Origin of the sequence: Nonomuraea helvata (assembly GCF_039535785.1) — a bacterium.
GTDB classification, from domain to species: domain Bacteria; phylum Actinomycetota; class Actinomycetes; order Streptosporangiales; family Streptosporangiaceae; genus Nonomuraea; species Nonomuraea helvata.
This window is the reverse complement of record NZ_BAAAXV010000005.1, coordinates 1,641,297-1,655,166: the sequence shown is the minus strand read 5'-3', so window position 1 is coordinate 1,655,166 and position 13,870 is coordinate 1,641,297. Positions and strand designations below refer to the sequence as shown.

Sequence of the window (13,870 nt, the reverse complement as noted above, 5' to 3'; positions counted from 1 at the left end):
CCCAGGTCATCCCGTCCTATCGGGACATGGGGATCACCGCTGGACCGGCTCAACGTGAACGGCGGGCCATCGCCGTGGGGCACCCGTTCGGGATGACTGGGGGCGCGCATCACGTCCACGCTGATAAACAGCCTCCACACCACGACAAGTCCATCGGCCTCGAGACGATGTGCGTCGGGGCGGCCAGGCATGGCGATGATCATTTGAGCGTTTGCGCTGAGTCTCACCTGGCGGCGCCCGGCCCCGGGGCCGCGCGGATGGAGTCAGCCGCGGAAGTCCGGGCCGGCGTGGGTCGGGTGATGCGGAGGAGGAGGCGGCAGGTCGCGGATCATGGCGTGCGCGGTAGTCGTCCCGTCCGTGGTGCTCGCCTGAGATGTCCCGATAGTACGAGATCAGCCCTTCCATGGCCTCCGGGAGCGACAGGAGATCGGCCGTTGCCGTCCACCTGGATCCAGTCGACGCGTAGAAGCCGTCCGTGAAGACGCAGAGCGAGACGTTCGTGTCGCGGCGGGCGTTACGGACCTTCACCGCTGTTCTCCTCGTGGTGCTGATGATGATCTGGTCACCGCCACCCCCCGCGGTCACCGGCGACAATCTGCGGGCGCCCATCGCGATGCCTGGTGAGGAGGACGGCGTGGTGCGTTGGTGCGGAGGAAGGCGAGTGCCTTGTCGAGATCCATCCAGCCATGATGACAGCGCCCGCGCTTGAGTCACGGGCGCGAGGATGGATGGGCTTAGATGTATAGCCAATGCGGTTACGCGGTGCCGCTCGTGCTCGTGACACGATCGCGGCGAGCGTAGCCGTGGGATAGCGTGCTCGTCTGCGGAGCCAGTTGGCCCGTTCGTCGCACCTCAGAAAGCCGGGCCGTGTCGATGAGCTTGAAACCACTCTGGGAGTTCGCGTCCCGTGATGGATGGGACCCTTGCGATGAGCTTTGTCTGCGTCTCCGGTGAGTGGTTCAAGGACATGGGCACCTCCGCGGATAACGGTCCTTGGTCTCGACCCTGCAACACTCGCCCGAAATGGCAACCCCCAGCCAGCATCATTTTGTGACGGCACGATAGCATTTTCAGGTCGCGTACGGCAAAGGGCCCCGCCGGAACGGCGAGGCCCTCGGGGTTACGCGGTAGGTTGACGATCAGTCGCTGCTGGTGGAATAGCTGACGAAGCGGAGCACCTCGAGGTAAGATCCAGACACAGGCTCAGCGTCAGGCCGAACGCGCACTGCCAGGCGAACTTCTCACGGCGCGCGCCCTGACGGACGCCCTGCTCGATCGAGTCGAAGTCGAGAGCAGACGAAGAAGCAGCCGATCAGAGATCATGACGATGCTGAACGCCCAGCCGATCGGGGCTGTCCGGTGCGCAGGCCGAGAACCGCCGTCGGCGAACAGGCACGACGAGCATGTTGACCAGCAGCAGCCCGAGCGCCGCGATGCCCCGCGGCGAGGCCGAGACTGCTTCCACACAGCTTGGGCGTGACGCAGGAATGACCCGCAACGAGTAGACCGTCAGCACCGCGCCGGAACGCGAACGCCGTGCGAGCACGGCCATGCAAGCACGATGCCGCTGATGGCTCCCTCGAAGACGGCGCTGATCTTGCCGAGGAACACGCCCCGAAGGCGGCGTACGCCAGGATGAGCGCCGGGATTGGTGCTCTGCGTGAACGAGGCGATCAGCCCAGGATCAGGCGACGATGGCGGTGCGCCGAACGGCGACCATGGGCGGGACGTTGAGGATCCACGCCGCGGCCAGCGGCCACGACGAGCACCCCGAGGGTGAGGAACCCGCGCACGACGACGTCGTCAAGTGTCATGGTGCGGTAACGCGGGGCGGGTGTGGGTCGTGCGTACGACGGGGCGTCGTATCATGTTCTGCAACTGGCCGGGTGACGTATGGCCCGGCCCAGCCTGCGGACTGCGTGCTGCCCACGTGCGACCTGCTGAAAACGGGTTCTTGTAGCTCTCCATCGCTGCCTCCTGTGACGACTAGCGCCCCGAGGCTCGTCGTCACACGGAGGCAGCGATGGAGCAGTCAAGAACCCGTTTTCAGCAGGTCGCGGCAGCAGTCCGCAGGCTGGGCCGGGCCCACACCGTCACCCGGCCAGTTGCAGAACATGTACGACGCCCCGTCGTACGCGACCCCCACACCGGCCCGCGTACCGCACCATGACACTTGACGACGTCGTCGTGCGCGGGTTTCCTCACCCTCGGGGTGCTCGTCGTGGCCGCGGCCGCGGCGTGGATCCTCAACGTCCCGCCCATGGTCGCCGTCGGCGCCGCCATCGTCGCCCTGATCCTGGGGCTGATCGCCTCGTTCACGCAGAGCACCAACCCGGCGCTCATCCTGGCGTACGCCGCCTTCGAGGGCGTGTTCCTCGGCAAGATCAGCGCCGTCTTCGAGGGAGCCATCAGCGGCATCGTGCTGCAGGCCGTGCTCGGCACGGCGTTCGCGTTCGGCGCGGTGCTGACGGTCTACTCGTTGCGGGTCATCCGCGTCACGCCCAAGCTGGTGAAGTTCGGCCTCGCCGCGGGCATCGCGGCGCTCGGGCTGCTGCTGGTCAACATGCTCGTCGGCCTGTTCGCCGACGGCGGTCTCGGCCTGCGCACCGACAGCCCGATCGGCTGGGCGTTCAGCATCGTCATGATCCTGATCGGCTGCTTCTTCCTGCTGCTCGACTTCGACTCGATCGAGCAGGGCGTCCGTCAGGGCGCGCCGGAGAAGTTCGCCTGGCAGTGCGCGTTCGGCCTGACGCTGAGCCTGGTCTGGATCTACCTCGAGGTGCTCCGCTTCGTCAGCTATTTCACCAGCAGCGACTGATCGTCAACCTCCGCGTAACCCCCGAGGGCCTCGCCGTTCCGGCGGGGCCCTTTGCCGTACGCGACCGAAAATCTACGTGCCGTCACAAAATGATGCCTGGCTGGGGGGTTGCCATTCGGGCGTAGGTGTTGCAGGGTCGAGACCAAGGACCGTTATCCGCGGAGGTGCCCATGTCCTTGAACCACTCACCGGAGACGCAGACAAAGCTCATCGCAAGGGTCCCATCCATCACGGGACGCGAACTCCCAGAGTGGTTTCAAGCCATCGACAACGGCCCGGCTTTTCTGAGGTGCGACGAACGGGCCAACTGGCTCGCGGACGAGCACGGGCTATCCCACGGCTACGCCGCCGCGATCGTGCACGAGCACGAGCGGCACCGCCGTAACCGCATGGGCTTCATCTAAGCCCATCCATCCTCGCGCCCGTGCTCCAAGCGCGGGCGCGTCATCATGGCTGGATGGATCTCGACAAGGCACTCGCCTTCCTCCGCACCAACCACCACGCCGTCCTCCTCACCAGGCATCGCGATGGGCGCCCGCAGATGTCGCCGGTGACCGCGGGGGTGGCGGGTGACCAGATCATCATCAGCACCCGGGAAACAGCGGTGAAGGTCCGTAACGCCCGCCGCGACCCGAACGTCTCGCTCTGCGTCTTCACGGACGGCTTCTACGGCGACTGGATCCAGGTGGACGGCACGGCCGATCTCCTGTCGCTCCCGGAGGCCATGGAAGGGCTGATCTCGTACTATCGGGACATCTCAGGCGAGCACCCGGACTGGGACGACTACCGCGCCGCCATGATCCGCGACCGCCGCCTCCTCCTCCGCATCACCCCGACCCACGCCGGCCCGGACTTCCGCGGCTGACTCCATCCGCGCGGCGCCCGGGGGCCGGGCGCCGCCAGGTGAGACTCAGCTCAAACGCTCAAGGATCATCGCCATGCCCTGGCCGCCCCCGACGCACATCGTCTCGAGGCCGATGGACTTGTCGTGGTGCTGGAGGCTGTTGATCAGCGTGGACGTGATGCGCGCCCCCGTCATCCCGAACGGGTGCCCCACCGCGATGGCCCCGCCGTTCACGTTGAGCCGGTCCAGCGGGATCCCCAGGTCCCGATAGGACGGGATGACCTGGGCCGCGAAGGCCTCGTTGATCTCCACGAGGTCGATGTCCTCGATCGCCATCCCCGCCCGCGAGAGCGCCTGCTTCGAGGCCTCCACCGGCCCCAGGCCCATGATCTCCGGGGACAGCCCCGTGACGCCGGTCGAGACGATCCGGGCCAGCGGCGTGATCCCCAGCTCGGCGGCCTTGACGTCGCTCATCACGACGACGGCCGCCGCCCCGTCGTTCAGCGGGCAGCAGTTGCCGGCGGTCACCGTGCCGTCGGGCCGGAAGACGGGCTGGAGGGTGGCGACCTTCTCGTACGTCGTCCCCGCCCGCGGCCCGTCGTCCTTCTCCACCACGGTCCCGTCGGGCAGCGTCACCGGCGTGATGTCCTTCGCCCAGAACCCGTCGGCCAGCGCCTTCTCCGCCAGGTTCTGGGAGCGCACCCCGAACTCGTCCTGGTCCCGCCGCGTGACCCCTTTGAGCTGGGCGAGGTTCTCGGCGGTCTGCCCCATCGCGATGTAGATGTCGGGGATGTCGCCGTCCTCGCGCGGGTCGTGCCAGACCTTCCCGCCCTCGCCGAACGCCTTGGTACGCGCCACGGCGTCCGTGAAGACCGGGTTCTGGGTGTCGGGCAGCGAGTCGGAGTTGCCCTTGACGAACCGGGACACCGTCTCCACCCCGGCCGACACGAACACGTCCCCCTCGCCCGCCTTGATCGCGTGGAACGCCATCCGCGTCGTCTGCAGCGACGAGGAGCAGTAACGCGTCACGGTCGTGCCGGGCACGTTGTCGAGCCCGAGCATCACCGACACCACCCGGGCCATGTTGAACCCCTGCTCGCCCCCAGGCAGCCCGCATCCCAGCATGATGTCGTCGATGGACGAGGGATCGAGCTGGGGCACCTTGGCCAGCGCCGCCTGGATCATCTGCACGGTCAGGTCGTCGGGGCGGATCTCCTTGAGCGAGCCCTTGAAGGCCCGTCCGATCGGGGAACGCGCGGTAGCGACGATGACTGCCTCGGGCATGGCCCCTCCTTTGTCGGTGCTACAGATAGAACTATATTCGGGTTCTATCCGTACATACCCGGAGCGGCTGCGGTTTGGTCGTTGACGGCGTGGACGGCCCCCTTCTCGTCGCGCCACAGCCGCCACCCGTCCTGGCTGCCCGTGAACCAGGGGGGCGGCACGACATCGCCCTGGACCCGCTTGCCGGTGGCGAGGTCGTACTCGCAGACGGCGGCCGTCGAGTAGAACCCCGGCGCCTGCCCCCGCAGCGGCAGCGGCTTGGGGTCGGTGACGCAGAAGGACCAGCCGCGCTGCTCCTCGACCGGTACGGGCTTGCCGGAGGCGAGGTCGAACGCCGAGCCCTTGGCGTTGTGCTTGAGGAAGCCCAGCTTGTCCATCCGGTCGGGGAAGGCCAGCCACCAGCCGGAGCCGGGCACGTCGGTCGCGGTGATCTGCCCGAGCACCCGGCCGCTCTCCGACTCCAGCCGGGCGAACCCGCCGTAGGCCCCCTGGCGGTCGACGGGGCGCACGACGGGCGCGTAGCCGGGGTTGCCGCTGGGATAGACCCGTACGACCGAGGGACGCATCCAGTTGACCGTGCCGTCACCGATCTTGATGGAGAAGAGGCCGAAGGCGGAGACCTTCTTGGTCTGCGGGTTCGTGTAGGGGGCGACGTAGCCGACCAGGTCATCGCCTGTGGCGCCGAACGCCCACCCGCCCGACATGTCGACGCCCGGCCCGAGCGCCTGCTCGATCGGCTGCTGCCACTGGAGCTTGCCGGTCTTGAGCTCGTACGACTCGACCATGGGGTTGGCGGCCAGCCTGAGGAGCAGGACCCGGGCCTGGTCCGACCACTCCACCTCGGAGATCCCCGGCAGCTTCCACAGGAGCTTGCCCGTGAGCGGGTCGAGCACCACCGTGCGGGCCTTGGCCAGGGCGGTGTGCTCGGACACGCAGACGTACGGGCCGCAGCGCTGCGGCCCGAACGTCGAATGCATCGGCCTGGTCCACTTCTGCGCCCCGGAACGGGCGTCGCGGGCGACGAGGGTGGCGTTCCAGTGGCCGCTCTTGGCCGGGTCGAGCGCGACGACCACCCCCTGGCCCTGGGAGGTCTCCACGATCGCGGGGGTCGAGACGCCCATGCCGGGCAGGCGGCCGGCCATCGTGGCCGGGTACGCCCACAGCCGCCTGCCGTCGCGGAGGCCGACGGCGACGGTCTCGAGCGTGCCGTCGGGCTTCATGGAGGTGGCGGCGACCACCCCGCCCGCGACTGCCATCCGGCTGACGACGTTGACCTGGGTGTTCTGCCAGGTCGGGAAGGTCGTGGTGGTGGCCGCGTCGCTGCCGGAGCAGGCGGTCGCGGCGAGGGTGCCTACGAGGGCTCCTGCGAGGGCGATGGACGGTTTCCTGGGGGGCCGCTGCACGGGCAATCCACTCCAAAGAGGACGAGGAGTGGCGACTCCGGCGCGCAGAGTGACCGGCACCGGGCGCGGCTCGCCCCCATCGAGCCTGAGCGCGGGACGTCAGGCGTCGTCGAGGGTCTCGTCGAGCCTGGGCGTCAGACGCCGGGCGTCGTTGAGCGTCACGCCGAGCCGCCGGCGGAGCAACGTGGCCCACTTTCCGTGCAGGCCCGTCGCCCGCCCGTCGACCCTGGTCGCGGTGACCTCGGTGCCGGGCTCCTCCGCGGCCGTAGCCGCCGCGAGGTAGATCGGTTGCAGTGCTTCGCCACGTGCGGGCCGCGGCTCAGGCCACAGCCCCAACGCAGCGCACACTGACGGTAGCACTGCGTTAGCGGCCTGCGCGTAACCTCGGGCAGATGGATGGAAACGATCCGGTCCGAACATTTCTGTCGGGTTTGTATCGAACTCCGGGCCCAGGACGTCGGCGAACGCCACCGTACGGCCGCCCGCGTCCACCACCGCCACCGTCTGAGCCGCCGCCAGCTGGCGGCTCCAGCGCCGCGTCACCCAGCGCAGCGGCTGCGCGATCGGCCGGACCGTGCCGAGGTCGGGACAGGTGCCCACGACGACCTCGACGCCCGCGTCACGCAACCGCCGCACGGCCTTGGTCAGATGGCGTACGGCGGTCGCGGGCGGCGTCTGCGTGATGATGTCGTTGGCCCCCACGAAGATCACCGCGACGTCGGGCTCCATGGTCAGGGCCTTGTCCACCTGCTCGCCCAGCTCGGCCGACGGTGAGCCGGACTTGCCGACGACGAGCAGCCGCACCGGGCGCTCGGCCGCCGAGGCCAGGCCGTTCGCGAGCAGCACGCCGGGGGTCTCGGCAGGATCCTCCATGCCGAGCCCGACGGAGGTGGAGTCGCCGAGCATGGCGAGCTTGAGCGGCTCGCCGGGGAAGTCGCCGTACGTGCCGTCCGACGGCGGCCCGTCCAGCCCGTGGGGTTGCCCGATGGCCTTGCGCGCGAGCAGCCCTTCTGCGATCAACAGTCCGTACGCCGTGGCGCCGAGCGCTGTGAGCCCGCCGCCGCCGAGTGCCGCCGCGGCGGCGATCCTCCGCGCCGCGCGCGCCATACCAGCTGGCCAGACCACGCTTCGTGCCTCCTAGTCGAACTCAGCGGTAGCGTTTGCTTGAAAGTAGTCGAGGGCCTGCCACCCCCACTGGATCTCGGCCACGGACAAGCTGACCAAGCTTCGGTAAAGAAGGTGAACACCTCGGTGCGCGTTTACGATTCCCTGGTCGATCTGATCGGGAACACTCCGCTCGTCCGGCTGCACAAAGTCAATGCGGGGCTCTCCGCACAGGTGCTGGCCAAAGTCGAGTATCTCAATCCGGGTGGCTCGGTCAAGGACCGCATCGCCGTGCGCATGATCGAGGCCGCGGAGGCGTCGGGCGCGCTGCGGCCCGGCGGCGTGATCGTCGAGCCGACCTCGGGCAACACCGGCGTGGGCCTGGCGATCGTGGCTCAGCAGAAGGGATACCGGTGCCTGTTCGTGGTGCCGGACAAGGTGGCCCAGGACAAGATCGCGGTGCTGCGGGCGTACGGGGCGGAGGTCGTGGTCTGCCCGACCGCCGTCTCGCCCGACCACCCCGACTCGTACTACTCGGTGTCCGACCGGCTGGCCCGCGAGGTGCCGAACGCCTGGAAGCCCGACCAGTACTCCAACGTCAACAACCCCGACTCCCACTACCACTCGACGGGGCCGGAGATCTGGGAGCAGACCGAGGGCCGGATCACCCACTTCGTGGCGGGCATCGGCACCGGCGGCACGATCAGCGGCACCGGCCGCTACCTCAAGGAGATCTCGGGCGGCCGGGTGAAGATCATCGGGGCTGACCCCGAGGGCTCGGTCTACTCGGGCGGCACCGGCCGGCCGTACCTCGTGGAAGGGGTCGGGGAGGACATCTGGCCCGCCACGTACGACACCAAGATCTGCGACGAGATCATCGCGGTGTCGGACAAGGAGTCGTTCAACATGACCCGCCGGCTGGCCCGCGAGGAGGGGCTGCTGGTCGGCGGCTCGTGCGGGATGGCGGTCGTGGCGGCGCTGCGCGTGGCGGCCACGGCCGCGCCCGACGACGTGATCGTCGTGCTGCTGCCCGACGGCGGCCGCGGCTACCTGTCGAAGATCTTCAACGACGACTGGATGGCCGACTACGGCTTCCTGACCGAGTCCTCCGACGAAGGGCTGGTCGGCGACGTGCTGGCCAGGAAGGGGCCGGGGCTGCCGGAGTTCGTGCACGTGCATCCGCACGAGTCCGTGAGCACCGCTATCGCGATCATGCGCGAATACTCGGTCTCCCAGCTCCCGGTGATGAAGGAGGAGCCGCCGGTCATGGCGGCCGAGGTGGTCGGCTCCATCGTCGAGCGCGACCTCCTCGAAGCGCTCTATCACGGCAGGCTCTCCTCCGACGACCCGATCGCCGATCACATGTCGGCGCCGCTACCCACGATCGGCAGTGGTGAACCTGTGGCTCGTGCGGTTGAAGCGCTGGAGAAGGCCGATGCGGCGGTCGTGCTGGAAGACGGCAAGCCATCGGGCCTGATCACGAGGCAGGACCTGCTCGCCTTCCTGGCGAACCATTAGATCAGGGTTTTCTGATCGACTCGATCACGGTGCCGAGGCCCTCGTGGCCGCGGCCCTCGGCGTCGGCGCGCTCGAACAGCGCCTTGAGCGCGCCCGGCATCGTGGTCTCCAGCCCGGCATCGGCCAGCGCCGCCACGGCGTGGCCGATGCCGACGGCCTGCATGTGCAGGGAGTTCTCCCCACCCGGATATTCACCGGCCTCGAACTCCTGGGCCAGGATCTTGGCGTACCCCATGGGGCCCTCGCTGCCCAGCTGGGTGAACAGGTCCCGGGCGAACGGAAGGAACTCCATCGGTGAGGTGCCGGCCGTGCGCAGCATCGCCATGGCGTGCATGTAGCTGGTCAGGCTCGACCAGAAGATCAGCAGCTGGGCCTGGTAGTACATCATCGCCAGGCCCTGGTCCGGCCCGACGTAGGTGACCTCGCTCAGCGCCTCCAGCGTCCCCGCGTGCCGGTCGAGGACCTCCTTGGGGCCGCTGTAGAAGGTGTACGCCCCCGGCTGCCCGATGCCGGGCGGCGGGACCATGATGCCCGCGGTGATCAGCGTGCCGCCGCGCTCCTGCACCCACCGGGCCGCCCCGCGCAGCGCCTCCGGGGTGTCGGAGCTGAGGTTGACCACCACTTTCCCGTCCAGCCTGGCGTCGCCGAGGCTGTCGTACATCGCCTGGTAGCTGATCTGGCTGACCACCAGCAGCTCGCCGTCCGCCGCGCTCTCCGCCTGCCTGGCGCCCTTGGCGACCAGCGGTGCCGCCTTGCTCGCCGTACGGTTCCACACCGCCACCTGGTGCCCGGAGGCCAGCAGCGTCTCTGCCATCTTCGACCCCATCGGGCCCAGTCCCACGACTGTCACTTGACTCATGCCCCACACCCTCGGACACGCCGCTACGGAAATCCTTCGGCCCCGCTACGGGTTGGTCATGGTGTGCTGCGTTTCGGGGTGTTGGGCCCGCTCGAGGTCTGGTCGGAGGACGGCTCGCCCGTCCGGGTGGCCGAGCCCAAGGTGCGCGCGCTCCTGGCCGACCTGCTGGCGCACGGGGGCGGGCCGCTCTCCGCCGACCGGCTGATCGACGACCTCTGGGGCGCCCGGCCCGGCCGCAACCCGGTCGGAACCCTCCAGGCCCGCGTCTCCCAGCTCCGCCGCTCGCTCGGCGACCCTGGTTCGGTGGTGCGGGATCCCGCCGGATACCGCCTGGCCCGTGCCGACTCCGACGCCCTGCGCTTCCAGTCCCTCGTGGAGCGGCGCTCCCCGGACCTCGCTCGGCGTGCCGCCGAGCTGGACGAGGCCCTGAGGCTGTGGCGCGGGCCCGCGTACGCCGACTTCGCCGACGCCGCCTTCGCGCGAGCCGAGGCGGCGCGCCTGGAAGAGGCGCGCCTGGCGGCGCTGGAGGAGCAGGCGGAGGTACGGCTGGAGCTGGGCGAGCCCGTGGACATGGGCGATCTGGTGGCCCGTCACCCGCTGCGCGAACGGCTGGTCGCCTCGCACATGAAGGCGCTCTACCGGGGTGGGCGGCAGAGCGAGGCCCTGGCCGCCTACGGCGAGTTGCGGCGGCGGCTGGGGGAGGAGCTCGGGCTGGACCCGTCGCCCGCGCTGACCGAGCTCCACCAGGCCATCCTGCGCCAGGACCCGAGCCTGACATCCCAAGACCGGACGCCCGGCTCGCCCACCGGCATGCCCGCGCCCCGCACGAACCTGCCCGCGCCGCTCACCGAGCTGATCGGCAGGCAGGCGGAGCTGGACGAGGTCCGTGCGCTGCTGACCACCTCCCGCCTGGTGACGCTCACGGGGCCGGGCGGCGTCGGAAAGACCCGGCTCGCCCTGGCCGCCGCCGCGGATTCTCCCGATCGTGCGTGGTTGGTCGAGCTGGCGGGCGCGGTCGATGTGGCCGAGACGGTCGCGGCCACGCTCGGCGTGCGGGACGACTCCGCCGTCGCGCTGACGTCCCGGCTGGCGGGCGCGCTGGCCGGCAAGCGCATGCTGCTCGTCCTGGACAACTGCGAGCACCTGGTGGAGCAGGTCGCCGAGCTGGTCTCCGCCCTGCTGCGGGCGGCCCCGGAGCTCCGCGTGCTCGCCACGAGCCAGGAGCCGCTGGGCGTGACGGGCGAGCACGTACGCGTGGTGCCGCCCCTGCCCGAACCCGAGGCCGTACGGCTCTTCACGGCAAGGGCGAACGTCGAGCCGAGCGAGACCGTGGCCACCGTCTGCAGACGGCTCGACGGCATTCCGCTGGCGCTGGAGCTGGCCGCCACCCGGGTACGCGCTCTCGGGGTGAAGGAGCTGGCGGACCGGCTGGACGACCGGTTCAGGCTGCTCAGCGCCGGCACGCGGGACGCGCCCGCGAGGCAGCGCACGCTCCGGGCGATGATCGACTGGAGCTGGGAGCTGCTCTCCGACGCCGAGCGCGTCGTGCTGCGGCGGCTGGCCGTACACGCTGACGGGTGCACGCTGGACGCGGCCGAGGAGGTGTGCGCCGAGCCCGGCGTCGACGTGCTCGACACGCTGGCCAGGCTGGTGGACCGGTCACTGGTCGTACGCGTGCCGGGGCCGCGGTTCCGGCTGCTGGAGTCGGTGACGGCGTACTGCGTGGAGCGGCTGCGCGAGGCGGGGGAGCACGACGCGGTCAGGGAGCGCCACGCCCGCTACTACACCGCCCTGGCCTCGCGGGCCGACCTCAGGGGGCCGGGGCAGCGCGAGTGGCTCGCGCGGCTCGACGCCGAGAGCGCCAACCTCCGGCTCGCCGTCGCGGGGCCTGAGCCGCTTCGGCTGGTCAACGCCCTCGCCTGGTACTGGGTCCTGCGCGGCCGCCTCCACGAGGCCCGCCGCTCCCTCACGACGGCCCTGGCCACCCAGGGCACACTCACCCCACCACCGGTGTTCCCGTCCGGAGAGGCGGCGCCAACCGCTGCGCTGCCTTCGGGGGCGGCACGATCAGGAGCGGTGCCTTCCGGGGCGGTGGCGGTCGAAGCGGCACGGGCCTCGGTGTGGCTGGCGGGGATCGAGCTGCTGATCGGGGGGCCGGCCTCGCCGGTCCGCCGTGCCGATCTCGATCCGGCGGGTGTCGCGCTGGCCGACTGGTTCCTGAGCCACGTCCGGTGGGCCTACGGCGACAGGCAGGCGCACGAGGCGGCGGCCGGGCGGGCGCTGGCGGCGTACCGGAAGTCGGGTGATCGGTGGGGTGTGGCGGCGGCGCTCTGCCTGCGCGGCAGGCTCGCCGTCGGCCGGGGCGACCTCGCGGCGATGGAGCGGGACGGAGAGCGGGGCCTGGAGATCTTCGGAGAGCTGGGCGACGCGTGGGGGCGCATGGAGGCCATGGACGTGCTCGACCGGGCGGCCGAGATCCGCGGGGACTACGCCAAGGCCGCCCGGCTGCGCGAGGAGGCGCTGCGGCTGGCCGAGGAGCTGGGGTTCGAGGTGTCGTTCAGGCTGGCCGCCCTGGGCCGGATCGCGATGCTGTCGGGCGATTACGAGCGGGCCGACGACTACCACGAGCGCGCCAGGCGGGTGGCGGTCGAGCAGTCGTACAAGTCGGCCGAGGAGAACGCCGTGCTCGGCCTGGCCATGAGCGCCAGGCGGCAGGGCAGGTACGAGCAGGCGGAGTCGTACCTGCTGCCCCTGCTGGACTGGCTGCGGCAGGTGCGGGGGACGCCGGGGATCGCGTTCGTCATGGCGGAGCTTGGCTTCGCCGCCGAGCAGCGCGGCGCCGCGGCGACGGCGCTGGCCAGGCATCGCGAAGGGTACGAGGCCGCGCGGGCGACCGCCGACCCCCGCGCGATCGCGCTGGCACTGGAGGGCCTGGCCGGAGCCATGTCGCTGAACGGCGGTAACCCCGTCGGGCCGGTGGTGGCGGCGAGGCTGATCGGGGCGGCCACGGCCATCCGGAAGGCGGTGGGTGCGCCCCTGCCGCCGGGTGAGCGGCTGGATGTGGAGCGGATCAGCCGGAGGCTGCGTGCCGCGCTGGGGGACGAGGGGTTCGAGCAGGCTCTAAGGGAGGGCGAACTCGGCGACCACTTCCCAGGCGCCCTCGGCGGAGGGGCCCGCGTAGAGTCTGCCGCCCAGCGCCTCCACCCGCTCCGCCATCCCGACCAGCCCGAACCCGCCGCCGAGGCGGGAGACGCGCGAATCTGACGCGGCCCCGTAGTTCCGCACCCGCAGCACCACCGTCTGCTCGTGGCGCCGCAGGCGCGCCTCGACCCAGGCGGTGCGGGCGGCGTGCTTGCGCACGTTCGTCAGCGACTCCTGGAGCACCCGGTGCAGGGTGGTCATGACCTCCGGCGGCAGCGTGCGATCGTCCAGTCCCGGCCCGATCTCGAACGCCACCTTCGGCCCGTCATTGGAGAACCGGTCGGTCAGCATCCGCAGGTCGGCCAGCGTGACGCCGGGCTTGCGGGCCGGGTCCTCCTCGGTACGCAGCACCGTGACCATGCGCCGCATCGAGGTCAGCGCGTCCGAACCGGCCGTGGCGATGGCCTCGAGCGCGGGCGCGACCGCCTCGGGGCTGGTCTCGGCGACCGTACGGGCGGCCTGGGCCTGGACCACGATGCCCGTGATGTAGTGGGCGACCAGGTCGTGCAGCTCCCGGGCCAGTTCGAGCCGTTCCGCCCGCCGTACCGAGTGGACGGCCTCGGTGCGGCGCTCCTGCTGGAAACGGAGGTAGCCGCCGATCCCCGCCGCCGTCGACCATCCCGCGAACAGCAGGAACGAGAACACCAGCCCCGCGTTGTGGTACTGGCGGCAGGCGGCCTCGGTCATCAGCACGATCAGCCCCACGCACGCCAGGACCGCCGCCCGCCGGACCGGTTCCACGTGCCTCAGCACGCCGATGGTCAGGATGAGCAGCGACCCGGTCTCCGCCATGCCGGGCACGCCCAGGTGCCCGGTGGTCCCGAGCACGATCGACGTGC

Annotated in this window: 12 protein-coding genes and 1 pseudogene; 6 read left to right on the top strand and 7 right to left on the bottom strand. The window is 70.5% G+C overall.

What is annotated here, in order from left to right; translation table 11 throughout:
- The first annotated feature begins 26 nt into the window (after positions 1 to 26).
- Positions 27 to 479 carry a hypothetical protein gene (locus tag ABD830_RS54345; RefSeq protein ID WP_425567165.1) on the top strand — a complete coding sequence of 151 codons (453 nt, stop codon included), beginning with the start codon at positions 27 to 29 and terminating at the stop codon, positions 477 to 479.
- A gap of 641 nt (positions 480 to 1,120) precedes the next feature.
- Here ABD830_RS54345 and ABD830_RS54340 read toward each other — a convergent pair.
- Complete coding sequence (locus ABD830_RS54340) at positions 1,121 to 1,276, bottom strand: hypothetical protein (RefSeq protein ID WP_425567164.1); 156 nt, start codon at positions 1,274 to 1,276, stop codon at positions 1,121 to 1,123.
- A gap of 36 nt (positions 1,277 to 1,312) precedes the next feature.
- Positions 1,313 to 1,552, bottom strand: a complete 240-nt coding sequence (locus ABD830_RS27125; protein ID WP_344992918.1) for a hypothetical protein — start codon at positions 1,550 to 1,552, stop codon at positions 1,313 to 1,315.
- Between the two features lie 621 nt (positions 1,553 to 2,173).
- Here ABD830_RS27125 and ABD830_RS27120 point away from each other — a divergent pair.
- The 3 genes from ABD830_RS27120 to ABD830_RS27110 all read left to right on the top strand — a co-directional run bounded on the left by ABD830_RS27120 (position 2,174) and on the right by ABD830_RS27110 (position 3,683).
- Complete coding sequence (locus ABD830_RS27120) at positions 2,174 to 2,818, top strand: Bax inhibitor-1/YccA family protein (protein ID WP_344992915.1); 645 nt, start codon at positions 2,174 to 2,176, stop codon at positions 2,816 to 2,818.
- A 170-nt stretch (positions 2,819 to 2,988) separates the two neighbouring features.
- Positions 2,989 to 3,222: a DUF4287 domain-containing protein gene (locus ABD830_RS27115; RefSeq protein WP_185068609.1), complete on the top strand. Its 234-nt coding sequence runs from the start codon at positions 2,989 to 2,991 to the stop codon at positions 3,220 to 3,222.
- A gap of 53 nt (positions 3,223 to 3,275) precedes the next feature.
- Positions 3,276 to 3,683, top strand: coding sequence for a PPOX class F420-dependent oxidoreductase (locus ABD830_RS27110; RefSeq protein ID WP_344992910.1), 408 nt, complete (start codon positions 3,276 to 3,278; stop codon positions 3,681 to 3,683).
- A gap of 45 nt (positions 3,684 to 3,728) precedes the next feature.
- Here ABD830_RS27110 and ABD830_RS27105 read toward each other — a convergent pair whose 3' ends face one another.
- The 3 genes from ABD830_RS27105 to ABD830_RS27095 form a co-directional block, all read right to left on the bottom strand.
- Complete coding sequence (locus tag ABD830_RS27105; RefSeq protein ID WP_344992907.1) at positions 3,729 to 4,946, bottom strand: acetyl-CoA C-acetyltransferase; 1,218 nt, start codon at positions 4,944 to 4,946, stop codon at positions 3,729 to 3,731.
- A 44-nt stretch (positions 4,947 to 4,990) separates the two neighbouring features.
- Positions 4,991 to 6,349: an outer membrane protein assembly factor BamB family protein gene (locus ABD830_RS27100; RefSeq protein WP_344992904.1), complete on the bottom strand. Its 1,359-nt coding sequence runs from the start codon at positions 6,347 to 6,349 to the stop codon at positions 4,991 to 4,993.
- Between the two features lie 99 nt (positions 6,350 to 6,448).
- Complete coding sequence (locus ABD830_RS27095; RefSeq protein ID WP_344992901.1) at positions 6,449 to 7,474, bottom strand: SGNH/GDSL hydrolase family protein; 1,026 nt, start codon at positions 7,472 to 7,474, stop codon at positions 6,449 to 6,451.
- 126 nt (positions 7,475 to 7,600) lie between these two features.
- Between ABD830_RS27095 and ABD830_RS27090 the strand changes: the two genes are divergently transcribed.
- The gene (locus ABD830_RS27090; RefSeq protein ID WP_344992899.1) at positions 7,601 to 8,971 is read left to right on the top strand and encodes a cystathionine beta-synthase; all 1,371 of its coding nucleotides are present in this window, start codon (positions 7,601 to 7,603) and stop codon (positions 8,969 to 8,971) included.
- Between the two features lies 1 nt (position 8,972).
- On the opposite strand, the gene ABD830_RS27085 is transcribed toward ABD830_RS27090, so the two are convergent.
- Positions 8,973 to 9,830, bottom strand: coding sequence for an NAD(P)-dependent oxidoreductase (locus tag ABD830_RS27085; RefSeq protein WP_344992896.1), 858 nt, complete (start codon positions 9,828 to 9,830; stop codon positions 8,973 to 8,975).
- 78 nt (positions 9,831 to 9,908) lie between these two features.
- On the opposite strand from ABD830_RS27085, the gene ABD830_RS27080 reads away from it, so the two are divergent.
- Entirely contained in the window at positions 9,909 to 13,094 is a 3,186-nt protein-coding gene (locus ABD830_RS27080) for an AfsR/SARP family transcriptional regulator (RefSeq protein ID WP_344992893.1), read from the top strand.
- Here ABD830_RS27080 and ABD830_RS27075 read toward each other — a convergent pair.
- Positions 13,053 to 13,718: pseudogene (locus ABD830_RS27075) on the bottom strand (sensor histidine kinase); the annotation flags it as partial. The gene ABD830_RS27080 and the pseudogene ABD830_RS27075 overlap by 42 nt on opposite strands.
- Positions 13,719 to 13,870 lie beyond the last annotated feature (152 nt).